The sequence below is a fragment of the Acinetobacter kyonggiensis genome (assembly GCF_900107285.1).
In the GTDB taxonomy this organism is placed as follows: domain Bacteria; phylum Pseudomonadota; class Gammaproteobacteria; order Pseudomonadales; family Moraxellaceae; genus Acinetobacter; species Acinetobacter kyonggiensis.
Map to the genome: position 1 here is coordinate 73,948 of NZ_FNPK01000008.1, position 24,968 is coordinate 98,915.

Annotated in this window: 26 protein-coding genes; 19 read left to right on the forward strand and 7 right to left on the reverse strand. The window is 37.1% G+C overall.

The window, feature by feature from the left end:
- The first annotated feature begins 144 nt into the window (after positions 1–144).
- The 12 genes from BLV99_RS08340 (at position 145) to BLV99_RS08395 (ending at position 12,369) form a co-directional block, all read left to right on the forward strand.
- Positions 145–735 carry a LemA family protein gene (locus BLV99_RS08340; protein WP_092689571.1) on the forward strand — a complete coding sequence of 197 codons (591 nt, stop codon included), beginning with the start codon at positions 145–147 and terminating at the stop codon, positions 733–735.
- Positions 736–762: 27 nt separating this feature from the next.
- The gene (locus tag BLV99_RS08345; protein WP_171259169.1) at positions 763–1,836 is read left to right on the forward strand and encodes a TPM domain-containing protein; all 1,074 of its coding nucleotides are present in this window, start codon (positions 763–765) and stop codon (positions 1,834–1,836) included.
- Positions 1,830–2,390 (forward strand): TPM domain-containing protein, encoded by a 561-nt coding sequence (locus BLV99_RS08350; protein ID WP_092689574.1) that lies wholly within the window; start codon positions 1,830–1,832, stop codon positions 2,388–2,390. The genes BLV99_RS08345 and BLV99_RS08350 overlap by 7 nt, the downstream gene beginning before the upstream one ends.
- 205 nt (positions 2,391–2,595) lie before the next feature.
- Positions 2,596–3,018 (forward strand): pilin, encoded by a 423-nt coding sequence (locus BLV99_RS08355; protein ID WP_092689576.1) that lies wholly within the window; start codon positions 2,596–2,598, stop codon positions 3,016–3,018.
- Positions 3,019–3,084: 66 nt separating this feature from the next.
- Positions 3,085–4,998 carry a tetratricopeptide repeat protein gene (locus BLV99_RS08360; protein ID WP_092689578.1) on the forward strand — a complete coding sequence of 638 codons (1,914 nt, stop codon included), beginning with the start codon at positions 3,085–3,087 and terminating at the stop codon, positions 4,996–4,998.
- A gap of 5 nt (positions 4,999–5,003) precedes the next feature.
- Positions 5,004–5,858 (forward strand): glycosyltransferase family 2 protein, encoded by an 855-nt coding sequence (locus BLV99_RS08365; protein ID WP_092689581.1) that lies wholly within the window; start codon positions 5,004–5,006, stop codon positions 5,856–5,858.
- Positions 5,859–5,866: 8 nt separating this feature from the next.
- Positions 5,867–7,600, forward strand: coding sequence for an ABC transporter ATP-binding protein (locus tag BLV99_RS08370; RefSeq protein WP_092689583.1), 1,734 nt, complete (start codon positions 5,867–5,869; stop codon positions 7,598–7,600).
- The gene (locus tag BLV99_RS08375) at positions 7,600–8,391 is read left to right on the forward strand and encodes a hypothetical protein (RefSeq protein WP_092689585.1); all 792 of its coding nucleotides are present in this window, start codon (positions 7,600–7,602) and stop codon (positions 8,389–8,391) included. The genes BLV99_RS08370 and BLV99_RS08375 overlap by 1 nt, the downstream gene beginning before the upstream one ends.
- A complete protein-coding gene (locus tag BLV99_RS08380) occupies positions 8,384–9,247 on the forward strand; it encodes a hypothetical protein (RefSeq protein WP_092689588.1) in 864 nt (287 codons plus the stop codon). Before BLV99_RS08375 ends, BLV99_RS08380 begins: the two co-directional genes overlap by 8 nt.
- Positions 9,237–10,148 (forward strand): glycosyltransferase family 2 protein, encoded by a 912-nt coding sequence (locus tag BLV99_RS08385; protein WP_092689591.1) that lies wholly within the window; start codon positions 9,237–9,239, stop codon positions 10,146–10,148. The genes BLV99_RS08380 and BLV99_RS08385 overlap by 11 nt, the downstream gene beginning before the upstream one ends.
- Before the next feature lie 4 nt (positions 10,149–10,152).
- Positions 10,153–11,247 carry a UDP-galactopyranose mutase gene (glf, locus tag BLV99_RS08390; protein ID WP_092689728.1) on the forward strand — a complete coding sequence of 365 codons (1,095 nt, stop codon included), beginning with the start codon at positions 10,153–10,155 and terminating at the stop codon, positions 11,245–11,247.
- Between the two features lie 33 nt (positions 11,248–11,280).
- Positions 11,281–12,369, forward strand: coding sequence for a glycosyltransferase family 4 protein (locus BLV99_RS08395; RefSeq protein WP_244516295.1), 1,089 nt, complete (start codon positions 11,281–11,283; stop codon positions 12,367–12,369).
- Here the strand turns inward: BLV99_RS08395 and BLV99_RS08400 are convergent.
- Positions 12,366–13,580 carry a glycosyltransferase family 4 protein gene (locus BLV99_RS08400; protein WP_092689597.1) on the reverse strand — a complete coding sequence of 405 codons (1,215 nt, stop codon included), beginning with the start codon at positions 13,578–13,580 and terminating at the stop codon, positions 12,366–12,368. The genes BLV99_RS08395 and BLV99_RS08400 overlap by 4 nt on opposite strands.
- Before the next feature lie 269 nt (positions 13,581–13,849).
- Between BLV99_RS08400 and BLV99_RS08405 the strand changes: the two genes are divergently transcribed.
- The gene (locus tag BLV99_RS08405) at positions 13,850–14,299 is read left to right on the forward strand and encodes a pilin (RefSeq protein ID WP_092689600.1); all 450 of its coding nucleotides are present in this window, start codon (positions 13,850–13,852) and stop codon (positions 14,297–14,299) included.
- 88 nt (positions 14,300–14,387) lie between these two features.
- Positions 14,388–16,025 carry an O-antigen ligase family protein gene (locus tag BLV99_RS08410; protein ID WP_092689602.1) on the forward strand — a complete coding sequence of 546 codons (1,638 nt, stop codon included), beginning with the start codon at positions 14,388–14,390 and terminating at the stop codon, positions 16,023–16,025.
- Positions 16,026–16,072: 47 nt separating this feature from the next.
- Here the strand turns inward: BLV99_RS08410 and bfr are convergent, their stop codons facing one another.
- The 6 genes from bfr to gmk all read right to left on the reverse strand — a co-directional run bounded on the left by bfr (position 16,073) and on the right by gmk (position 20,897).
- A complete protein-coding gene (gene bfr / locus BLV99_RS08415) occupies positions 16,073–16,537 on the reverse strand; it encodes a heteropolymeric bacterioferritin subunit Bfr (RefSeq protein WP_086184301.1) in 465 nt (154 codons plus the stop codon).
- A 240-nt stretch (positions 16,538–16,777) separates the two neighbouring features.
- Entirely contained in the window at positions 16,778–16,972 is a 195-nt protein-coding gene (locus BLV99_RS08420; protein ID WP_004650582.1) for a bacterioferritin-associated ferredoxin, read from the reverse strand.
- Between the two features lie 165 nt (positions 16,973–17,137).
- Entirely contained in the window at positions 17,138–17,521 is a 384-nt protein-coding gene (locus tag BLV99_RS08425; RefSeq protein ID WP_004650581.1) for a RidA family protein, read from the reverse strand.
- Between the two features lie 67 nt (positions 17,522–17,588).
- Positions 17,589–19,694, reverse strand: a complete 2,106-nt coding sequence (locus tag BLV99_RS08430; protein WP_092689605.1) for a RelA/SpoT family protein — start codon at positions 19,692–19,694, stop codon at positions 17,589–17,591.
- 221 nt (positions 19,695–19,915) lie between these two features.
- Positions 19,916–20,197 carry a DNA-directed RNA polymerase subunit omega gene (gene rpoZ / locus BLV99_RS08435; protein ID WP_004650579.1) on the reverse strand — a complete coding sequence of 94 codons (282 nt, stop codon included), beginning with the start codon at positions 20,195–20,197 and terminating at the stop codon, positions 19,916–19,918.
- A gap of 76 nt (positions 20,198–20,273) precedes the next feature.
- On the reverse strand, positions 20,274–20,897 hold the full coding sequence (gene gmk, locus BLV99_RS08440) for a guanylate kinase (RefSeq protein ID WP_086164704.1): 624 nt from the start codon (positions 20,895–20,897) through the stop codon (positions 20,274–20,276).
- Positions 20,898–21,031: 134 nt separating this feature from the next.
- On the opposite strand from gmk, the gene ispH reads away from it, so the two are divergent.
- The 5 genes from ispH to BLV99_RS08465 all read left to right on the forward strand — a co-directional run bounded on the left by ispH (position 21,032) and on the right by BLV99_RS08465 (position 24,946).
- Entirely contained in the window at positions 21,032–21,982 is a 951-nt protein-coding gene (ispH, locus tag BLV99_RS08445; protein WP_092689608.1) for a 4-hydroxy-3-methylbut-2-enyl diphosphate reductase, read from the forward strand.
- Between the two features lie 162 nt (positions 21,983–22,144).
- The gene (locus tag BLV99_RS08450) at positions 22,145–22,642 is read left to right on the forward strand and encodes a GspH/FimT family pseudopilin (RefSeq protein ID WP_092689611.1); all 498 of its coding nucleotides are present in this window, start codon (positions 22,145–22,147) and stop codon (positions 22,640–22,642) included.
- A complete protein-coding gene (pilV, locus tag BLV99_RS08455) occupies positions 22,642–23,151 on the forward strand; it encodes a type IV pilus modification protein PilV (RefSeq protein WP_171259170.1) in 510 nt (169 codons plus the stop codon). The genes BLV99_RS08450 and pilV overlap by 1 nt, the downstream gene beginning before the upstream one ends.
- The gene (locus BLV99_RS08460; protein ID WP_092689617.1) at positions 23,151–24,140 is read left to right on the forward strand and encodes a PilW family protein; all 990 of its coding nucleotides are present in this window, start codon (positions 23,151–23,153) and stop codon (positions 24,138–24,140) included. Before pilV ends, BLV99_RS08460 begins: the two co-directional genes overlap by 1 nt.
- Positions 24,137–24,946: a PilX N-terminal domain-containing pilus assembly protein gene (locus tag BLV99_RS08465; protein WP_092689620.1), complete on the forward strand. Its 810-nt coding sequence runs from the start codon at positions 24,137–24,139 to the stop codon at positions 24,944–24,946. Before BLV99_RS08460 ends, BLV99_RS08465 begins: the two co-directional genes overlap by 4 nt.
- The last annotated feature ends 22 nt before the right edge of the window (positions 24,947–24,968 follow it).

Here is a 24,968-nt window from a genome sequence, read left to right on the forward strand (position 1 = left end):
TGAATAAAATAAAAAAGGTGAATCATGATATTCACCTTTTTTATTGACCATGTGGAATACTGAAATTAAACAGAACTTTGTCTAAATGTGTTTACAATAAAAAATATCCAAACAAATACAAAGAAATATAGAGGATATAAATTGATGAATTTCATGAAGAAAAGTTTAGTCGCTATCGCACTGGTCAGTACCTTAACATTATCGGGTTGTGGCTATAATACCTTACAGGTGAAAGACGAAGCGGTCACGGCATCGTGGTCTGAAGTACAAAACCAATATCAACGCCGCGCCGATTTAGTTCCTAATTTGGTCAATGTGGTTAAAGGCTATGCCAAACATGAAGAACAAGTCTTGACTGAAGTAACGCAAGCACGTGCCAATGTTGCAGGCTTAAAAGTGGATAAAGAAGTGCTAGAAGATCCCGCTTTATTTGAAAAATATCAACAAGCGCAGGCACAGATGACCAGTGCATTATCACGTTTAATTGCAGTGTCTGAAAACTATCCAGACTTAAAAGCCAATGAACAATTCCGTGAGTTGCAAGTTCAACTAGAAGGCACTGAAAATCGTATTGCTGTGGCACGTAATCGTTATATTACTGCTGTTCAGGACTTCAATTCCTATTCACGTCAGTTCCCGCAAGTGATGACAGCCAAAGTAATTGGTATGGAGACTAAACCGAATTTTAGTGCTGAACAAGGCGCACAAAATGCCCCGAAAGTATCCTTCGATTAAGTCTGCATGATTGAATAAGGAATGCCGATGTCTGATTTTGATCAACAACACATTTCACCCATAAGCATACTGCAAACCTTGTTATTGTGTTGCAGCATACTGATGTGTTCAGTCGCGTGGAGCGAAGCCACGACTGCGACGGATGAGAGTGCTGAAGCGGTGGTGCTCGGTAAAATTGTCAAAGATCAACAGACAGCACAAAATCAAACATCAATTCAAAAAAATACCGATACAACGCTACAACAACCGAAAATTGCCAATGATCTGGCAGAGGGCGAATCTATTCGTGGATTGCCTACACTCAATGAGCCAGTCGTTGATCAGGCAAATTTACTTTCTGCTCCTGAAAAACAAGCTTTAAGCCAGCGGATTATTAAGTTACATCAACAAGGCAAAGCGCAAATCGGTGTGGTGATTGTTCCAACGACAGGGCAGGAAGATATTTTTGATTTTGCCATGCGCATTGCGGAAAAATGGCAATTGGGTTCAGCCAAACAAGACAATGGTTTGCTCATGGCCATTGCGGTGAATGATCGGCGGATTCAAATTCTAACCGGTTATGGTTTGGAAGGGGTGTTACCCGATATTGTGGCCAGCCGTATTATTCGTAATCAAATCACGCCTTATTTTAAACAAGCCCAATATGCGCAAGGGATTGATGCTGGTTTAGCTGAAATTGAACGTATTTTAACTATGGATCCTGAAGTGGCAGCACAAGCGGCAGAGGAATTAAAAGAACGTCAAGCACAAGCTTTACACGAGCAACAAGCCAAACAGAAAACCCTAAGTACGGCATTATTTATCCTCATTGCGGGGATTGTTGGTTCTTTTGTGGTGGGTAAACGCTTAAGTGCTTCAACTGCTGCGGTTGCAGGTACAGTCGCAGGCTTGGTCAATGGTGCAGGCTTATTGACCAGTTTGTTGATTGGTGGTGGGATTTTCTTTTTATTGATTACGGCTTTAGCACAAACCATTTTTCAGCTATTTCTAGCTTCCTCTGGTGGTGGACGTGGTGGCAGAGGCGGTGGTGGTTTTGGTGGCGGCGGATATAGCGGTGGTGGCGGTGGTTTTGGCGGGGGAGGAGCATCAGGCTCATGGTAACAACAACAGATACGACAGAAATTGTCACACAGCCGAAAATTGAAGAAATCGCTCAGCCCAGCTTTAAGCGTTGGCTTAAGCATTTCTTTTTTATGCCAGCAACCAAGCGTTATTTTTCCAAACAGGATCAATATGAAATTGCACAAGCTGTACAATATGCAGAGCAGGGTCATGTTGGAGAAATACAGGTGGTGATAGAGGGCTGTATTCCATCAAATCAAGCGTATCAGCAAACTGTTCATATGCGGGCAAGACAGCTTTTTGCTGAACTGGGTGTTTGGGATACCGAGTTAAATAGCGGTGTACTGCTCTATTTAAACTTATGTGAGCAAAAAGTTGAAATTGTGATTGACCGTGGAATTCAAAAAGCGACCGAACAAGTGGTTTGGGATCAAATTTGTCAAAATATAATTCAACAATTGGCAGCGCAGCACTATAAAGAAGCCGTTATAAAGGGGGTATTTAGCATTGGAGAGGTCTTAATTGAGTTTTATACACATGTCATAGCCGATCAGCAGAATGAATTGAGTAATGAACCTATAATATTGGGCTAGAAAACAGTGTTTAAGTGACAAAAAATGTCATTTTTTTACCAAAAAAAACATTAAAACCACACTGTAACAATTTTATTTTTTTAAAGTGCTGTTTTTTCTGTTAATTTTATTATAATCACTCTTGGCATATTTAGTGCTATACATAAAATAAGCTAAATAAGTTTATAAAGCTTATAAAAATTAACAAACATTTGTGGAGAATGTTATGAACGCACAAAAGGGTTTTACTCTTATTGAATTAATGATCGTTGTAGCGATTATCGGTATTTTGGCTGCAATCGCGATTCCTGCTTATCAAAGCTACACTAAACGTGCTCACGTTTCTGAAGGTTTGAGCTTGGCGGGCGGTGCTAAAGCTGCTGTAACGGAATATGCTTCATCTCAAAATGCTTGGCCTGCAAATAATACAGCTGCTGGTTTGGCTGCAGCTGCCTCTATTAAAGGTAATGCTGTGAACTCGGTTGATGTAAGTGGTGGTCTTATTACTGTTACTTATGGTGATAAAGTTGCAGCATCTGGTCAAACTGTGACTTTACTGCTTAGTCCGAAAACTTCTTCTGGCGGTGTTAGCTGGAAATGTAAAGGAGGTTCAATTGACCCTACTTTAATTCCAACTAACTGCCGTTAATTTATAGTTAGCATAAATAACGCCTATCTTCATGATAGGCGTTATTATTTTAATGGTTTTAAAACAATGATGAAAAAGTACCTACCAATTTTAAGCCTTTATTCTGTTCTTCTTCTTTGCTTTTTAATATATTTGGTAGGACTTAAAGGTGATTTTCTATTTGATGATTATCCTAATTTAGAGCCACTAGGTACTTATGGTACTATCGATAGTTGGGATAAAGTAAGGAACTTTATTCAAAGTGGCTTTGCGGGGCCTACAGGCCGTCCCATTTCATTGGCTAGTTTTTTAATTGATGCAAATACTTGGCCTGCTTTTCCTTATTCATTTAAATATACAAATTTAATGATTCATCTGCTTAACGGGGTAATGCTTTGTTGGGCGAGCTTACTATTGTTAAGAAATTATAATTATAAAGAACAAGAAGCTATTTGGATCTCACTTGTAGCAACTGCCATTTGGTTATTGCATCCATACTTTGTTTCCACCACCTTATATGTGGTGCAGCGTATGGCACAGTTGGCAACATTATTTAGCTTGATTGGCATTATTGGTTATTTAAAAGCACGACTATTTTTATCTTATAAACCGCTAACAGCCTATTTTTATATGGCAGTGTCTATTGGTCTGTGTACAATTTTGGCAACCTATAGTAAGGAAAATGGCGCTTTGTTGCCTTTGCTTATTTTGGCTATTGAATTTTGTAATCCTAATAAAATTAATAAACCAATTTGGCAATGTAGAGCATTATTTTTATGGTTACCATCATGTGCTGTACTTTATATTATTTTTAGAGAACTAAATTTTTCAGATAACCTTTGGCCGAATCGAAATTTTAATCAGGTAGAGCGTTTATATAGCGAAGCTAAAATTGTAACTGAGTATATTTTCCATTTATTAATTCCACAAATAGAAGGAAGAGGATTATATCAGGATGGATATCTTATTTCTAAATCTATACTACAACCGATTACAACTTTATATTCAATTTTATTTTTGATTGTACTAACTTTTTCAGCATTTTTATGCAAAAAAAGATATCCATTATTTACTTTAGCAATTTTTTTCTTTTTTGCCGCACATCTAATGGAGTCAACAGTATTAGGTTTGGAATTGTATTTTGAACATCGTAACTATTTAGCTGCTATTTTTTTATTTTTACCTATAGCTAGCGCACTGTACCTTTTAAAAAATAAAATTGATATAAAACTAGTTTATATCATTGTCATTGCAATATTAAGTATTTTAAGTTTCTTTACTTATCAGCGAGCTAAGTTATGGGGAGATACTGAGCAATTGCTATTGTATTGGGCAAAAAATACACCTAACTCACCACGAGCACAAAGTACAATTGCTCGACAATTAGTAGAGCAGGGGAAAGTTTCAGAATCCAATAATTATTTGGAACAAATGCTTAAGTATATGCCTGATAGTTCCTTGTTGAATATGCAATTATTATTGCAAAAGGTTTCCTATCGTTTGGCAATAGAACAAGACTTTGAAAATACGATGCATAGACTGGCTGTACAGCCTTTCGATGCGCAAGCATTACAAGGGCTTCGTATTTTAGCTGAAGGTGTTATAGATAATGAGCAGCAATGCATTGCCTATTGTCAATTAACTTTGAATTTAATTGAGAGATTAGATATAGATACGCGCTATAATCAGATATCTGTATTTTGGCGTTTATCCCCTTATCTCAAAGCAAGAATATATTTGGCAATGCATAATGACACACAGGCATTAGTGTACTATCAAGAGGCTATTAAACGATATAATGACGCGGAAGCAGGTTTGATGATGGTTGCAGAGGTAGGAACATATGGTTCTTCATCTGACGCACTTATATTGCTTAATCAAGTTGAGCAAACTTATAGACAGCAAGATGTCTCAAAATTAAGACGCAGTAAGGTAGAATACGACATGGAAATCCCTAGATTAAAAAAAATATTCGAAGATAGAATAAAAAAAGGAATTTAAGGGATATGAGCTTGAATATCAGTGTTGTATTACCTGCCAAAAATGAATCAGGTGCAATCGGTCAAACCATTGCACAAATTCAACAACTGCAACTGGCTCATGAAATTATTGTTGTGAATGATGGCTCAACTGATAATACCAAACAAGTTGCAGAAGCAGCAGGTGCTAAAGTAGTTACTCACCCCTACTCTAAAGGGAATGGTGCAGCGATTAAAACTGGGGCCCGTTCAGCAACAGGCGATGTCATTATTTTTATGGATGCCGATGGGCAGCATGACCCGCAGGATATTCCTCGTTTGTTGGAAAAAATCGAGCAAGGTTATGATTTGGTTGTGGGTGCAAGACAGAAAGGTTCTCAAGCCAGTATTGGGCGTGGGGTTGCCAATGCACTCTATAACAACCTCGCCACCTACATGACTGAGCAAAAAGTCGAAGACTTAACTTCAGGCTTTCGTGCGGTACGTGCCGATAAATTTCGGGAATTTCTATATTTATTGCCGAATGGGTTTTCCTACCCAACCACAAGTACTATGGCATTTTTTCGGGCAGGTTATTCAGTGACTTATATTCCAATACATGCAGCAAAGCGCATAGGAAAGAGTCATATTCAACCCATTAAAGATGGGGTGCGATTTTTCTTGATTATTTTTAAAATTGCCACCTTATTTTCACCGTTGAAAATGTTTTTACCTATTGCCGTTGTACTGTTTTTAATGGCAACGGGTTGGTACGGCTATACCCTTTATGAATTTCATCGTTTTACCAATATGAGTGCTTTACTCTATACGGGAAGTGTTATGATTTTTTTAATGGGTTTAATTTCAGAGCAAATTACTGCTCTTATGTATAAAGAAAAGTAGATTACAACGTGTTAAATAGTTTGAAACAGCTTTGGCAAATTTTGTCACCACTCGACAAACGTAAGGTCATTTATGTCCTTATTTTAGTGATGGGCATGGCGCTTATAGAGTCTGCGGGTGTGATTTCGATTATGCCTTTTCTGGCTGTTTTATCAAATCCAGAAGTTGTCGAGTCAAATCATTCTTTAAAATTAATTTATGACTTTACAGGCGCGATAAGCAAACAAAATTTTATTGTTTATTTGGGTTTCTTATCTTTAGGCATTGTTATATTTTCAACCATTTTTAAAATAATTACGCAATATGCAGTGAATAGATTTGCCAGTTTACAGCGACATTACTTTGCTACTCGCTTACTTAAAATTTATTTACAGCAGAACTATGAATTTTTTATTCAGCGAAACAGTGCAACTTTGGTCAAAAATATTTTATCAGAAGTTGATCAACTGATTTGGACCATGATATTACCCGCTTTGACACTTATGTCCTACGGAGTCGTATTGTTGTCAATGGTTGGTATTTTACTGTTGTATGATCCATTGATGGCAATAGCTACAGCAGCTGTACTCGGAATATTTTACTGCGTGATTTATATGTTGGTACGGAAAAAACTGACAGAGATTGGGCAGGAATTTACTCAAGCCAATAAAGAACGTTATCAAACATGTCAGGAAGCCTTGGCAGGTATAAAAGATGTGATGATTAATAATGCTAAACACGGCTATATTGAACAGTTTGAACAATCTTCACGAGTTTTTGCCAGACATATCGCAACACGTGATACTTTGGGGCAAGTTCCACTCAATATTATTGAAACCGTAGGTTATGGCTGCTTAATTGGTTTAGCCATGATTTTAGTCGTTTCAGGTAAAGAGGTATCACATATTTTACCTGTGCTTGGTTTATATGGCTTTGCAGCGTATCGAATGCTGCCTGCTGCGCAAAATATGTATCGCTCTATTTCTCAAATTAAGTTTTCAGAGCAGGTTTTATCTATACTTAAACCAGAGTTTGCCTTAGAAAATACTGAGCATATAGACAGTTTGAAGTCAGATATTCAAAAACTGAAATTTGAGAATTCTATACGATTAGAAAATATTTTCTTCGCTTATCCAAATAGGCTTGAGCAACCCATCCTTAATGACTTTAGCCTTGAAATTAAAAAAAATTCTAGCTTAGGAGTTATAGGAAAAAGTGGTAGTGGAAAGAGTACCCTCATGGATATTATGCTGGGTTTACTTACACCACAACGAGGTGAAATTTATATAGATGATGTCGCACTAACACAGCACAATATAAATACATGGCGAGATTTGGTTGGATATGTTCCTCAATTTATTTATTTGGCAGATAAAAGTATTGCTGAAAATATTGCTTTTGGCATTCCTTCAACACAGATTGATTTCAAACAAGTGGAACGTGTAGCCAAACTAGCTCAAATAGATGATTTTATTCAACATCAATTACCTTTAGGCTATCATACGATTGTTGGTGAACGTGGCGTGATGCTCTCTGGTGGACAACGGCAGCGTATTGGGATTGCTCGGGCATTATATAAAAATCCGCAGGTTTTATTTATGGACGAAGCCACCAGTGCTTTGGATACTGAAACTGAATGTGCGGTAAATAAGGTTATTCATGAGTTGAAATATATGTTAACAGTTATCACTATTTCTCATAATGAGTCGTTGATTAAAAATTATGATGCTATGTTGAATATTAGAGCAGGTTTTAATAGTTAATGAATAAAGTTACTCGAAATTTTAAAAATAAATTCAAATATGAATTCTATACCCTTGTGACTGATTTTAATGAATATAAAGAAATGGTAAACAGTGCTAAAATTTTTGGTTTTGATAATGATGTAAATTTCAATTATTTTGATAATACAGTATTAAATGAATTTGATGGTTTTGATGCAATAAATTATTCTATTAAAAATAGCCAATCAAAATATATTGTTGTTTGTCATCAAGATATAGTCTTTAAATTTGATGATAGAGAAAAATTAGATTTTGTATTGGAAAACTTGGATATTGTAGATCCTAATTGGGGTGTGGCTGGTAATGCAGGTTTAAATGAATTCGGTGAATTAGGGATTTGTATTACAGATCCAAATGGTTATGTAAGACAAGTAAAAAAAGAGTTCCCTTTTTTAGTCGGTTACTTAGATGAAAATTTTATTATCATAAATAATTCTAAAAATTTAGCTTGTAGCATTGACCTTGGTGGATTTCATTTTTATGGTTTAGATTTATGTCAAAATGCAAATTCACTTGGATTGAAATGCTATGTTATTGATTTTCATATTTTCCATAAAAGTATTGGGAATGTAAATAAAGCATACATAGATCTGAAGAAAAAATTCATAAATAAAATACAAAATAATAAAAAATCTAAGTTCTATTATACAACTACAACTAAATTTTTTGTATCTAGCTTCAAGATTTTAAATTTATTGATGAATTTCAAAAATATAATAATTAACTATAGTGTTTTTTTATTAAAATTAATAAGAGATATGCGTGGATAAAAAAGTGTGTTTTTTAGTTGTTATATATGGGAAGGATTTTTGGGATTCTAGTACTTTTTTATCTTTAGAAAAATATTCAAAATATAAAGAGATTGAAGTTTATATTCATAACAATGGTCCAAACTCTTTGATTAATTCATTTAATTCAAATTCTGAACGATTTTATAATTTTAAAAAAATATCTTTTTTTGAAAATCTAAATAATCAATCATTAAGTTCGATTTATAATTTTTTTATAGATAAAACGATGTTGTATGACCGAAGAGTTATTCTAGATGATGATACTGTTTTAAATGATTCTTTTATTAGTAAAATTTTTGATCTTGCTTATTATGATTTAGAGCTTCCTAAAATTTTTGAGATTACAAATAATAAGCAGTACTTCCCATTATTGAGTAATGAAATATTGTTGTATGAGCGTGATATTTCAGATATTGGTGGAGGAGTTATTTTAAGTGCGGGTTCAGGTCTTGTTATTTCTAAGAAGATAGTGGATATATTTGTGCAGGAAAAGTTGAGTTTATTTGATCAAAATTTTTTTTTATATGGTGTTGATTATAGTTTTTTTTTAAGGCTGTATAAAATACAAAAGAAGAAAAAATATAAATTAATTATTCATTCTGAATCTACTATATTACATAATATGTCTCAAAATCAAAAAATAGAGTCATGGCGACAATTTGAGTTACATATAAATGATATATTGCTATTTAGGCACTACCCTAGTTTTTTAACTTTTGTTAAATTTGTTAAATTGATTTTTGTAAAAATACAAAAAATACAAATTTTTTCTTTATTAAATTTAATTTTAATTCTAGTAATAGGGAGACATCCAAAAGTTAATCATGAAAATTAATATTGTTGTAGTAACATTTAATAGGAAGAATTTGTTAGAAAAGTGCATAACTGGCCTTTTAAATCAAATATATGAGTTTGAAAATATTATAGTGATTAATAACGCTTCTACCGATGGGACAGAGGAGTATATTAGGCATGAAGGTTTACTAATCAATGAAAAAATAATCTGGTTAAACTTACCTGAAAATATTGGTGGTGCTGGTGGTTTTTCCGCAGGAATGCAATGTGCTTTTGAACATGGTGCAGATTATGTCTGGATGATGGATGATGATGCGATGCCTCATCCAACTGCGCTTGAGGAGTTGATGAAATATGCCACACCACAACATATTTATGCTTCTTTAGCAATACAAGACCAGCAAACTTCTTGGGAGATGACGGTCAAACAAGGGGATATTTGGTTGTCAACACATAACCCAAACGATATTTTAGAAAAAATGGAAGTTCGTTCTTTACCATTCTTAGGCTTTCTAATTCATCGAAATTTAGTGGAAAAAATTGGTTTACCTGAAGCAAACTTCTTTATTGCTGCTGATGATACTGAATATTGTTTAAGAGCAAAGCAGGCTGGCAGTAAACTATATTTAGCTGGTAAAAGTAGAATCGAACATCCTAAAGCCGTTCACAAAGAATATAAGATTTTAGGAAAAAAAATTAACTATGTGTCTTTACCTCCGTGGAAACGGTATTACGATACACGTAATCGAATTTTTATTGCCAAAAAATACTTTGGTTTTAAGCTTTATTCACAAACGCTACCAAGTATTTTATTTCGATTTTTTATTTCATTAGTCACTGAACAAAAGAAATATCAACAACTTAAAGCCTATTTTTTTGGGGTGTATGATGGCTTTTCATCTAAAGGTGGCAAACGTCATGAGCAAAGAGGGATCTTTTAAAAAAATGCAAGTTTTAATAATTGGCGCTGGCTTCGCAGGTTCAGTGGTTGCTCGTGAGCTAGCAGAAGCTGAGCATCAAATTCTGGTTGTGGATAGACGTAATCATATTGCTGGCAATGCTTGCGATGTCAAAGATTCTCATGACATTCTGATTCATCAATATGGCCCGCATATCTTCCATACCAATAGTGAACGAATCTTTAACTATTTATCCCAGTTTACCGAATGGCGACCTTATGAACATCGGGTGCGTGGCGTGGTCGATGGCAAAGAATATCCATTTCCCATCAATCGAGATACCCTCAATCAACTCTATGATTTAGACCTTGATGAACAAGGTGCAGCAGATTTTTTTGAAAAAGTCCGAGAGCCTAAAGCGCAAGTCAAAAGCAGTGAAGATGTGGTGTTAAATAGCGTTGGGCGTGATTTATACGAAAAATTCTTTTTAAATTATACAAAAAAACAATGGGGCTTAGACCCATCCGAGCTTAAAGCAGGCGTAGCAGCAAGGATTCCCACCCGTACAAATAGCGACGACCGTTATTTTACTGATACTTATCAAGCGATGCCGTCAGATGGCTATACTGCGATGTTTGAGAATATCCTCAAGCATCCTAATATTCAGGTACAATTGGCTACAGACTATAAAGATTGGCTCAAACAAGACAGGCAATATGACCACGTCGTCTATACAGGGTGTATTGATGAATTTTACGATTGCAGATTCGGTAAATTGCCCTATCGTTCCTTACGCTTTGAGCATCAACACCTTGCAGATACAGAACACTATCAAAGCGTTGGTACGGTAAACTACCCGAATGACTTTGATTTTACCCGTATTACCGAGTTTAAGCATTTAACAGGACAGCAACACCCTGTCACCTCTATTGTTCGAGAATATCCAACCGCAGAAGGTGAGCCCTACTATCCAATCCCTCGCGATGAAAACGAAGTGTTGTTTAAAAAATACAAGGCATTGGCTGATGAGGAAAAAAATGTAACTTTTGTCGGTCGCTTGGCAGAATATCGCTACTATAATATGGATCAAGTGGTGGGCGCAGCGTTAAATGCAGTCGATAAAATCTTGGAGAAAAAATAATTGAAAATCGCATTCTTGTGTAAACGACAATATATGTCTAAAGATGTTATTTTGGATAAATATGCTCGTTTATATGAGATTCCGAATCAACTTGCTTTATTAGGACATCAAGTTGAATGCTTTTGTTTAAGTTATCAATCTCATGATGAAGGGGCTTGGGATGAATCGGATGAGCATAAACAGTTCATTTGGCATTCCAAAAGCTATCAAGGAATAAAAAAAGCAGGTGTATTGAGCTACCCATTTCTGCTGCTACAACAATTAAAACAGTTTCAGCCTGACATTATTATCGCAGCATCGGATATTCCACATATCGTATGGGGAATATGGTGTGCTAGAAAGCTAAATAAGCCTTTTGTGGCAGATTTATATGATAACTTTGAAGGTTTTGGGCAAGCCAAGATTCCTTTTTTTAAATCTTTACTCCGTTATGCAGTACGCCAAGCACAATTGGTAATGACCACCAGCCAGCCTTTGGCGGATTTGGTATGCCAAGATTATCGGGCACAAGGTCAGGTGCTTTCGCTGCCAAGCACCGTAGATCTGCAAACCTTTGGTCATAGAAATAAATCAGATGCTCAGAAGCAACTTGGCTTACTGCCCAATATACAATATATCGGCACTGCTGGCGGTTTGTATAAAGACAAAGGTGTAGAGGTGATTTATAACGCTTGGGAACAGATAAAGAATGAGATGCCCAATGTGCATTTAGTCCTTGCAGGTCCATTTCAACAAGACTACCCACCTCCTGCGGGAGAACGAGTTCATTATTTAGGTGTTTTACCGCATCATGAAATTGCCACGTTGTTCCAAGCCTTAGATGTAGGCATTATTTCTATCTTGGATACACCGTTTGGTCGGTATTGCTTTCCACAAAAAGCCTATGAAATGTTGGCGTGTCATCTACCTGTTGTGGTGGCGAATATTGGTGAAATGAATTATTTGTTCTCCAATACGCCACAGGCTTTATTCGAAGCAGGCAACGCACAAGATTTAGCGGCAAAATTACAACAGCAACTCAATCACCCAGCCCATGCTCAAGTTGCAATCAAAGACTGGGAAACGATTATCAAAGGGATTGAACCTGTGATTGCCTCACTAAAAGTTCACATTAAGAGTTAAGCTTGAGTGGATGGTTTTGTACTTTTAGCTAAAATATTAGCATAGGCATTCGCCACACTCTCCCAATCAATGTGTCCAAGGGCATTTTGTCGAATACGCATAGCGCGTTTGGCTGCAATCATGGGTTCATCCAACGCTTTTAGAATAGCATTGACTAGCTCTTGGGGGTGATGTGGATTTACTGCAACTGCTGTTATATCCTCACCCAACAAATCTTCAATTCCAGCCACATGACCGACCACAGCAGGACAACCACAACCAATTGCTTCCATAAGCGCAACGGGTAATCCCTCCTGATCACCATTATCTGCCCGTACAAATGGCGCAACAAACAATGTCGCTTGATGATACATTTCAGGTAGCTTATCTTGTGATAGAGCACCTAAAAAATTGACATTTTTTTCAAGATTTAGCTGAGTGACTTGTTTTTTTAAAGCGGATTCTTCTGGTCCAAATCCTACAATGCTTAAACGCAATTCAGGTCGTTCTCTCACTAAAATGGCTAAGGCATCTAACAAATAATTTAACCCTTTTTTAGGCACGAGTCGCCCCACAAAAAGTAGTTCATTTTGATGGCGTTGCATATCAGAATTAGGCGTGAAGCGATGTTGTAAATCTACTCCCATTGGAATCACTTCAAGAATTTTGGGTTGTATCGACATTTGCTCTAAATAGTCTTTCATTGCCTGACTAACCACAGTCATTGTCGTGGCGTTTTCAGCGACGTGCTTTTTAATTTTTGTTAAGGCATGACCTTGTAGCCCAAATAAATCACCACCATGAGAAGTCACCACATAGGGGATTTTGAATTGTTTACAAAAAGTATGTGCAATCCAACCTTGTGGGATAAGCCAGTGCGCATGAATGGCATCAACTTTTTGTGTACTCAGAATTTTTTTTACTGCAAAATATTGGCACATCAGAAAACTGGGGACGAGTAGCCATTTCCACCAAAATGTTTTTAAGTTATTAACAATTCCCCCATTATTAACCAAAGATTGCAGCTTCTTAGGCGCATATTGATAGCGAATAACATTGACCTCATCAAGTGTCCCATTGGGTTCTGCATCTACAGAATCTGGTACAAGTGCGATAACATTAAATTGTAAGGTTAGTCTTTTACATAGTTCATGTATAAATCCTGGTTCGTGATCTCCTGCCCAACGTGGATAAGTTGATGCTAAAACTAATATTGTTTTTTTTTGAGTCATAGTGAAAAGCCTAAAAGAGCAAATAAAAGTATTGTGTTTCCGAAAATGATCTTTTACGAGTTTTATTTTCTCGTATTTGTGTTTAACCATATGGATTCAGTATCATTGTAGTAGAACGAAAAAAACATGGAAGTACTGTAGTTTGACAAATAGTGACATAATTTAATAGATTTTTCACTTTGTCTTTTAGGCAAGTTATTGATTTTTTTATTTTAAATTTTTGGCATGATTTTTGACTATATTTAAACTATTAGGTTGAGAAAAAGAAAATGCAAAAAGGCTTTACATTAATTGAACTGATGATAGTAGTTGCGATTATTGGAATTCTAGCTGCTATAGCAATCCCAGCATATCAAAACTATATGACTCGTACACAAGTGTCTGAAGCGCTTAATATGGCAAGTGCTTATAAAGGTGAGTTAATTGCTAAATATGGTGAAAGTGGTACTTGTCCAACAGTCGTGACAGACTTAGGAGTGGATTCATTTGGCGCGATTAATTCAAAATATGTGCATAGCATCGGTTTAAATTCAACATATTCTGGAGCTGTTTGTGCTTTTGAATTTACATTTAATACCGTAGGTATGAGTAGTGGTGTCGCAGGGAAAAAACTAATTTTTGCTATGATGCACTATACTGGTAATGGCTCTGCACGCTGGGAGTGTACTTCAACTGAAATTAGACAACTTTATTTGCCATCTGTGTGTAGAGGTATTTAGCTTATCTACTTGTATTAAGCTGATACTAATCACATTAGGTTATGATTTTTTATTATCATAGGCCCATTCTATTTTCACTGATTTAATCATGAAATTCTTTTTATTACTTTTAGCCAGTGTATTCATTGCCCTTGCGTGGCTTTTGCCTATCCATTACCGCCCTTGGGTAACGTATACAGGTGAGCTGTTTGCCTTTTTATCGCTGTTTGCTCTTGCTGCCATTTATTTAAAAGACAAAATTAAATTACCTGTAATCAGTCTGCCTTTATTGTTTTTGGCTGGCGTGCCTTTATTGCAATATTTCTGTGGTGAACTCTTCTTTTTTGACAAAGCCTTACTCTGTTCTCTCTTTGTTTTAGGATTTTGGCTTTGCAGCGTGTTGGGATATAACCTGACCCAAAACCAACTCGATAGAGAAGAGATTTTTATTGGCTTTAGCACAGTTGTACTCTTGTCAGGAACATTGACAGGCATCATTGCGATTTGCCAGTGGTTAACCCTAGATGCCCATATTCCGGGCATGGTGAATATGCAGAATGCTGTTCGCCCCTACGCAAACTTTGCTCAACCGAATAACATGGCGACATTTTTGATCATGTCATTACTCGGTTGCATATATTTATATGAAAAACAGAAAATAAAAACGTGGGTTCTTAGTCTTTGTACCTTTATTTTGATTTTTGCGGTGGCGCTGAGTCAGTCGCGGACTTCTTGGGTCGCGTGCTTATGTATTCTTGTTTACGGCGCTTATCAGCAGTATAAGGGGCTGATCACACTTAAGTGGTATTACACGCTTGCATGGCTTGCACTCTTTATTGGTTTAATTGCATTATTACCGATTGCTACGCAATGGATTGGACAAGTCACAGATTTGGATATCGCTCAAACCAAAACGGTTGCTGAGCGCGCAACAGGGGATATGTCGAGATTAGCCATTTGGCAGCAAATGCTGCATGCTATTTTAGATCGCCCTTGGTGGGGCTATGGTTGGAATCAAACCAGTGTTGCTTATACTTTGGTGAGTGATCATTTCCAGGGACCCGTCTGGATTCGTAGCGCACATAATTTTATTCTTGATTTTGTGCTGTGGAATGGTTTGCTAATAGGGATTCCATTTTTGGCATACTTTGGCTACTGGGGTTATTTGCTAAATAAGCATGTCAATTCAGTGGAATCCGTGATTGGTCTTTTAATGATTGGCGCGGTGCTGGTGCATGCCATGCTCGAATTCCCGCAATATTATGCTTATTTCTTGCTTCCTGTGGGTTTTATTCTAGGGCTAGTGCAATCACAACAATCCAATATCAAGACCATTACGCTTTCACCGAATTATATGCGAGTGCTTTATGTTGTGTCGCTGTTGTTATTGGGATTGATTATTCGAGATTATTCGGTTGCTGCTGCAAAGCTAAATCAATCGATACGTTATGAAAAAACACCGGAAAAAATAACCAATCAAAAACCCATTTATTTACTTGAAGAGTTTGACCGACGGATTGAATGGATTCGTATGAGTCCATATACCAAACGCAATGAGCAAGAGTTGCACGAAATTCGAGAAATGGTTTTAAACTATCCGACCAAATACGATCTGATTAAATATGCCAAAGTACTGGCTTTTAATGGTCATGAAAAAGAAGCCAAACATCAGCTTTGGTTACTGAAAAAATTAGGAAAAATGGATCTAGATTATGCTTCACTAGCACAGCCCATTTCTAAAAAGTAAAACACCAATTGTAAAACAGCCAGTCAATTGACTGGCTGTTTTTTGGGTTAAATTTGGCTTTGAATATAATTTTCAATGCCTACTTTTTCAGCTAAATCGAGCTGAGTTGTGGTCCAGTCCCAGTAAGCTTCTTCTTTTTCTAAAATTTCTTGTACAAGGTCACGGGTCACATAATCCATTTCCTGCTCAGCTAAGCTGACAGCTTTTTGTAGCGCTTCAATATTTTCTTTGACCTTACGCACATCACAATTGAGCACTTCAATGGTGTGTTGGCCAATATACAACTTACCTAAATGTTGTAAATTTGGTAAGCCTTCTAAAAATAAAATACGTTCAATAATTTTATCCGCATGTTTCATTTGCTGAATCGATTCTTTGTATTCCGCAGAACCCAGTTGTTCAATTCCCCAGTCATTAAACATACGTGAATGGAGAAAATATTGGTTAATAGCGGTTAAATGGTGGAACAGCACCTGATTTAACTGATTAATTACATCGCGATTGCCTTTCATGGGAAATACTCCATCAACAATTTCTGCCTTAACCATTTGTCAGGCAATCAAAAATTATTATTGTAATTATTTTAAACAAGAACAGAAAAAATGGCGAGTAATTTATAGAACGGCAAATGAAAATCGCAATCAAGAGCAATTGATGCTTAAGTTTTGATGAGAAAAAACCCGCTTAGAGTCATAAGCGGGGGAGGAGTGATCTTTCGATCATCAAAACAGTATAATTATAAGAATAGAGATTTAAGCCGCATAAGACAGGCGGGCAGCCAGATCTGATAGTTCATCACTAATGATTGCGCGAGCTTCTGGCGCGCAGCGACCACAGCATGTTCCTAGATCAAGTAAATCACGAATTTCACGATAGCTTTCAGCACCATTTGCTACGGCATCTTTAATATCTTGATCTGTAATACCACGACATAAACAAACGTACATTTGAGACTGGCCATAAGAGTGAAATGGGATAAGTGATATTATTGATAATTGTTATCGTTTGTCAATGTATTTCATTTGAAATGACATTCATTTTAATTGGATTTTTGAATGAAAAAACACCACTTTATTGGTGGTGTTTGATAAAAATATTTAACTATTTGATTTTTAGTTATTAATAATAACAATACCATCCATTTCGACTAAAGCACCTTTGGGTAAGCTTGCAACGCCTAATGCTGCACGTGCAGGGTAAGGTTGTGCAAAGTATTCACCCATAATCTGATTCACTAGCTGGAAGTGTGAAAGATCAGTCATGAAAATGTTGAGTTTGGCGATATCTGCTAGCGAACCGCCTGCTGCTTCACAGACTGCTTTTAAATTATCAAATACGCGACGAATTTGTGCCTCAATTCCTTCAACCAATTCCATACTGTAAGGGTCTAAACCAATTTGACCTGAAAGGTACAGCGTATTTCCCACTAAAATTGCTTGAGAATAAGTACCAATTGCTGCAGGTGCATTTTCAGTATGAATGACTTGGCGGGACATTGATTTCTCCTTATATTGTCTAAAAACATCATAGCGCATATCCATGAATTAGGGGGATATGATTGAATTAACTTGCTTTTGATGCTTCTGAAATATTAATCGGTTGGGCTAAGCGGGTAATACGTGGAAAGCCAAAATGCATGCGTAAATCACGAATGATTTGTGCAATTTGCTTACGATTGTGTACCACAATGTTGACGTAAGTTTTGTCTTCGTGGCTGTGTACCATTTCTACACCAGTTTTTTCTTTACGGCATTGATAGATGAGGTCAGAGATTTGTTCATCATTCATGACCATATCAATACTTAAGTAGGCTGTAAAACTAATATCATTGGCGTCATCTGACGTCCAATGTAAAGGCATGATGTTTTCTGGATGCAAATGTTGTTCGTGCAAAAGATTATGACAACGTGCACGATGTACAATTAAGCCACGACGGGATAAATGCCCTTGAATCGGGTCGCCGAGTACAGGATTACAGCAATGTGCATATTTAACATCCACGCCTTCCGTGCCCTGAATTAGACGAGTGGACGCTTGAGAATCGATGTTTTGACCTTGTGCAAAGAGATGATTTGCAACCAATTGAGGCAGTAAGTCACCCACGGCAATTTGTTCAAAGAGTTGCTCTTGAGATTCAATATGCCGCCATTGCAGGATATCCAACCAATCAGCATCGGTTAAATCTGTGATTGAGCGATTAAAGAGCTTTAGGGCACGGTTTAATGCCTGTTGACCAACCAATTGCTGCTCTTCAATATCTTGATCACGCAAAATATTTTGAATCGCACGTCGTGCTTTTTGGGTGTTAATAAAGCTGAGCCAATCTGGATTGGGTGTTGCTAAAACATCAGTAATAATTTCAATTACTTGTCCACTAACCAAAGGTGTGGAAAGTGGCTTGATTTCGCCATTTATTTTTGCGCCCACAGCATGGTTGCCTAAAAATAGACTGGCTGAATAAGCAAAATCAACGATTGTGGCACCTTGCGGAAGTTCGTGTAAATGACCGTGTGGGGTATAGACCCAAATTTTTTCTTGATGTAAATAATCTAAAAGATCGCTAAAGGTGGTTTTTGCGCAAGCGCCATCAATCAGGACATTGAGGTTTTGCATCGAGGCTTGAATGGCTGAACGACACGCTTGAGGTGCATTTTCGCCTAAAATCACACCGAAACGGGCTGCTTTACGCATCAGTTCAGTTTGAATGGTCAGTGATAAAGTGGTTTTTTCACCTTTTAAACGCATCAGTAACGATTGATTGCCACCAGGCAGTGGGCGACGAATATGATCTTCATAATGTAAAATTTGGAAATTTTCACGCAAAATTTCTGCTAAACGGTCACAGTCAGCAATGCTCTGTAAAATGATTTCAAACGCATGACTATGTGTAAGTTCCTGTAAATCAATATCATTTTTGACAAAGTGACGCAGTAATTCAATATTGTTATTTTTCTTTTTAATACGACCAGAGATTTGATGTTGTTGTAGCAATTCAGTCAGATTTTTTTCCCAAAGACTTTGATATTCACAGCGTTTAGGTTTGGTTTGTAATAATGCTTCTTGCACATTATTGAACATATCTAAATCAAGATTTTGATAGCACAGATGTTCTAAGTTATCCGCCATTTCATTCATGCCGACGATACGTGCCATCGGAACAAAAATATCAGAGGTTTCTTGTGCGATACGCATACGTTTATCTGGACGTAATGAGCCCAAAGTGGTCATGTTGTGATAACGGTCTGCAAGCTTAATAATAATGACACGAGGGTCTTGTAGCGTTGCTTGCAGGATTTTACGGAACGAGGCGGCCTTATTGTATTCTTTATCGCTGGAATGGCTAAGTTTAGTCACACCATCGACCAATTCGGCCACGGTGCGACCAAATTTTTCAGCAATATCATCTTTGTTGAATTCAGTATCTTCGATCACATCATGTAACAGTGCAGCCATGAGGGTTTCGGCATCTAAGCGCATATGCGAAAGAATACTACTGACTGCAATCGGGTGTAAAATATAAGGTTCACCACTCTTACGCGTCACGCCATCATGTGCAAGATCTGCATAATCGCAGGCCGCAAGCACGCGCTCGACATCGCTTGCATCTAGGTAAGCGTCGATAATGATTTTGAGCTGTTGTCTGGCTTGGCTGACCTGTGGGCCTGGCATATAACACCTTTACTACTTAAGTTTCTACAATTTAAATCGCTAGACCTTTAATGAAAAACATATTGCATGACTTGTCAAATTTTTCATTCAAAAAAAAGCAAAAAGATACCTTTGAAATAACGTATCTTTATACTTATGTTATAACGGTTATTGAGCAAATATAAAAGTTATCCAATAAAAAAAGCCTAGTTAAAAACTAGGCTTTTTCAAGATTTTTTTTCTTATTGGAAAGAAAAGCCATCTAAATTCAGATTGTTTGCAGAAAGTGCAAGGTCAAGACTCGAAGTTTGATAGTCTTGATCACGTTGTTTCAAAATATCTTTCGACACATGACCAGCAGCAATTTCACGTAAAGCAACTACAGTCGGTTTGTCGTTATCCCACTCTACAGTTGGTTCGATACCTTGACGTGCCAATTGACGCGCGCGCTTGCTTGCCACTAGTACAAGCTCAAAGCGGTTGTCTACATGGTCTAAACAATCTTCAACGGTTACGCGTGCCATAAGAATTCTCGTTTGAATATTAAATTTGAACAGACTGAGCAGTATAAAAGGCTTTGACTGTAGACTCAAGTTTTAATCACGATTCAATCGGCGTTATTAATTTTTGAATCAATTCTTGATGACGATTGGCTTGTTGTGACAAACGCAAACGATTGGCAATAATCACCGATTCTAAGTCGTGTAATGCCTTATTAAAGTCATCATTAATAATCAGATAGTCAAAGTTGAGATATTGTTGCATATCTTCAACCGCGCAGCTTAAACGGTGTTCAATTACTTCGACAGAGTCGGTGCCCCGATTAGACAAGCGTTGACGCAAATCAAATTGGCTTGGTGGTAAAATGAAAATTTGTTGAGATTCAGGGAAAAGTTTACGAACTTGTTCTGCACCTTGCCAATCAATTTCAAGTAACACATCATGACCTTTAGCCAATTGTTGTTTTACCGTGGCTTGAGCTGTACCGTAATAGTTACCAAATACTTCAGCATATTCAATAAAACCGCCTTGCTGAACTAAAGCAAGGAAATCTTCTTTTTGAGAAAAATGATAATGCACACCGTCGAGTTCACCCGGGCGTTGACCACGAGTTGTGTGTGAGACAGAAACGTGTAAATTGTTCACACGCTCAAGTAGGGCTTTAACCAGAGATGTTTTGCCTGTTCCAGATGCAGCAGAAACGACAAACAAGAGACCCGACATGATATTTTTCCTGATATGATAAAATATCTTCTCTATTTTAGAGCAGACTATCGTCAAACTAAAGAGCTGATCGTAGTTTGTTTGCATTTATTTCAAATTATTCAGTTTAAATTCGAGTGAGCATTGAGGGTCTTATGGAAATTGTATTGGCCAATCCACGTGGTTTTTGTGCAGGTGTCGACCGTGCAATTGCGATCGTTAATCGTGCACTTGAGTGTTTTAATCCGCCCATTTATGTGCGCCATGAAGTCGTACACAATAAATTTGTGGTGGATGATTTACGTCAGCGTGGGGCGATTTTTGTTGATGAGCTGGATGAAGTTCCAGATGACAATATTGTGATTTTTAGTGCACACGGTGTGTCTAAAGCTGTGCAAATTGAGGCTGAACGTCGCGGTTTAAAAGTATTTGATGCAACTTGTCCCTTAGTGACCAAAGTACATATTGAAGTGACGAAATATGCCCGTGAAGGGACAGAAGCGATTCTAATTGGTCATGAAGGTCACCCAGAAGTTGAAGGCACCATGGGGCAATATGACAAAAAAAATGGTGGGGAAATTTATTTGGTCGAAGATGAAGCGGATGTCGCTGCATTAACCGTTAAAGATCCAGAGAAAGTGGCTTTTGTAACCCAAACCACCTTGTCCATTGATGATACAGCCAAAGTGATTGATGCTTTACGGACTAAATTTCCACATATTCAAGGGCCACGTAAAGATGATATTTGCTATGCCACGCAAAACCGCCAAGATGCTGTGCGTGATTTAGCCAATCAATGTGATGTGGTTTTAGTGGTGGGTTCGCCAAACTCATCAAATTCAAATCGCTTACGTGAATTGGCTGAACGTATGGGCAAGCAGGCTTATTTGGTCGATAATGCGGATCAACTGGATCAATCATGGTTTAATGAAACGACTAAAATTGGGGTCACTGCTGGCGCATCTGCCCCAGAAATTTTAATCAAACAAGTCATACAACGTTTACAAGATTGGGGTGCTAAAGCACCAGAAGAACTAGCAGGGCGTGAAGAAAATATTACCTTTAGTTTGCCGAAAGAGTTACGTATCTCTGTAATTCAGGCATAACTGTTAAAGAAGTAACATTCTCTTTAAATTCTTAATTTGACAGGTAATTGTATTTTGGCAATTATCTGTTTTTTTATGCCTTTTATCCTTTATGTGTTTAGTTTGTAATTAAGTTAGGTATTATTTTTAATAGGGTAAAATTTTGTTATCTGGGGGGGGAGTATGCAGCAAACAAAAAAAAATCAAGGGTTCACCTTAATTGAGTTGATGGTGACCGTTGCAATAATGGCGATTATTGCAACGATGGCTGCACCTTCTTTTGGGGATATGCTGACTAAGCAAAATCTTAAAACAACGACTTACAATATGAGAGATACATTAAAAGAAGCGAGAAGCCGAGCAATGTTGAATCGAAATGAAACAATAGTTTGTACTTCAATGAATAAGTCAGCTGTTGTGGTAACAGAAGCGGGATGCGGTGCGGTATTAACGAATTATTCAACAACGATGAAAGAGTCACTTAAAAAAGATAGTGTTTTTATTGTAAATGTTGATAAAAAAGTAAATTTAAAAACTACCTCCGATGATAGTTTTGTTTTTTCTCCTAGAGGAAATTTAGATAGTTCCAAGGAAATTACTTTTTGTTCTTCTGCGGGGTCTTATATTTTAACCGTAGGTATCTCAGGAACTGTGGAAATTTCACAAGGAGCTGCATGCTGATGATAAGTATTTCTCGCCAAAAAGGTGTAGGGCTTATGGAAGTCTTGGTTGCCATGTTTATTTTGGCAATTGCAATTTTGGGTTACGCAGCTTTACAAGTTAAAGCAACTGCCGCCACTGATGAAGCGATGAAAAGATCAGATGCTTTAATCATATTAAATGGGTTGGCAGAGAAAATAAGATTGAATCCTACAGGTGAGTATAAGGCAACAATACCCACTATTTTACCTAATTGCAGTAGTGGCTGTAATGCAAATAATCAGGCTTTATATGATCTAAAACAATATAGTGCTGTGGCTGAAACCAAGGGAATTACTTTAGGGATAATTGATTGTTTAAATACTTCGGCAAGTCAAAAAAGATTGTGTTTAATTGCTGCATGGAATGACACTGAAGCAATTAGCAATGCTAAAGCAAGCTCTGAAGCTGAAGAACCCAAAAATGCATGTATAAAAACTGATGGGAAGTATGTGGGTGACTCAAATTGTTTGGTGTTGGAGGCCTATTAATGAAAACGATCAATCAATCCGGTTTTACGCTGATAGAGTTAATGATTGCTCTCACTCTAGGTTTGATTCTAGTTGCTGTAGCCATGCAGTTGCTTATTAGTGGTCAGATTAATTATAGAATTCAAACTTCGGCTTCTTCATTACAAGACAGTGGGGTTTTTGGAGTTAATTACGTTACTAAAAATATTAGATTAGCAAATCATGGTAATGCTGGCGCAATGAATGATGAGTCGCTTTATGGAGGAATTGTTCTAAGTAATCAAACCTGCGGCTCTGCAACTCCTGCGGCTGATGGTAATTTAAAAGGCTTAAAAGTGGGTGCAGCTGTGCTTACTGGTGCTAATTTAATTTCAGCGAATCAAAATAATAATAGTGCATTTAGTGCGTACCAAAAAAGTGATCAGCTGGTAATTATGTACCAAGCACCTATGAATACATTTACATGTGATGGAAAGAAAGTAAAGGGTCCTGAAAAAACCAATACCAGCTATGCTAAAGGTTGGTATGTGATTGAAAGATATTATATTAACAAGGATTCTGCTAAAAACGAAGCAAATTTAAACTGTTCGTCTGCCATGTTTGTTGCCACAGGTGAAACTGTTCCTCAAGCGAATGCAACAACGACAATATCAGCTGTAAATACGCTTACTTCAGATTATGCGTCAAATGCGGGCGAAATGATTGCTAAAAATGTGGAATATATGCGAGTACAGTTAATTATTCGTAACAGTGATGGCTCAACGCGTACCTTAGGAATCAATGAGTACAACGATATAGCTATTACAGCGACTGTTAAGCATCGCCCTGCGGTAATAGGGGTGAATTTGGGATGGTTGGTGCGGTCTACTGAAAAAGTGGCTATGGCTGAAAAAACAAGTTTTGCTGTTTTGGACCAAACAATAACAGCAACAAATGACGGTTATATGCGCCAAATTTATACTACAACAATCGCGCTACGTAATGGCGGATTAGGAGATATTATTCAATGATAAATCGTTCTAATCACCAGGCTGGTGCAACACTGATCACTGTATTGATATTGTTGGTCTTAATGACAATTATTGGGCTTTATGCGATACGCAACAGTATTTTTAACTTAAAAATTGCCACTAATGCTCAAGTGCAAACATTGTTGATGCAAACTTCTGATGTAGCACTAGATCATCTGGAAAAAAACTTTAATACCAATGAGGCAACCAATTTGGCAGGTACGCCTGTTGGGCAGGTTTTGTTAGATGGTAATCAAGGTAAGGAATTACAATTTTGTTTTAAACCGACAGAAGTAGAAAGTAATGCAGCAAAAAATAATATTTTCTTTAATTTGGGAGACTTCCGAATTATTGAACGTTCATCTACTTCAAGTGCCACAGGGGTAAGTTCTGCTCTTTCAGGTGATATCAGTGCAGTATGTAATCCGGCCACAATGTTTTCGATCAGCCGTAAAGCCATTGTGACTCAAATTGCAGTGGTAAATCCGGATGACCCAGCTGTGGAAATGCGTAAATTTGAATTAACCAACAAAAATACAGATTTAAAGGCAGATGTAGATACTAAACGTGTTCGAGTTGTTGCGACTTCTTTTGCACCTGCTATGGCACCATCTGTAACTCTTGCAGATATGAATACATGTTTAGGTGAACGAGTGATGGATGAGTTGTTATTAAAAAATAGAGCAGAGAGTACAAGTGGGCAAGTAAAAGTTGAAACTTTACATGAATGTCTAAGTAAACTTGGTGTGCCACTTAATACGCAAGTTGCAGAATACGTTGTTCGTTTAACAGAAACTAAAAGTTAAGCACTGGAAGGTTGGGAGAAGA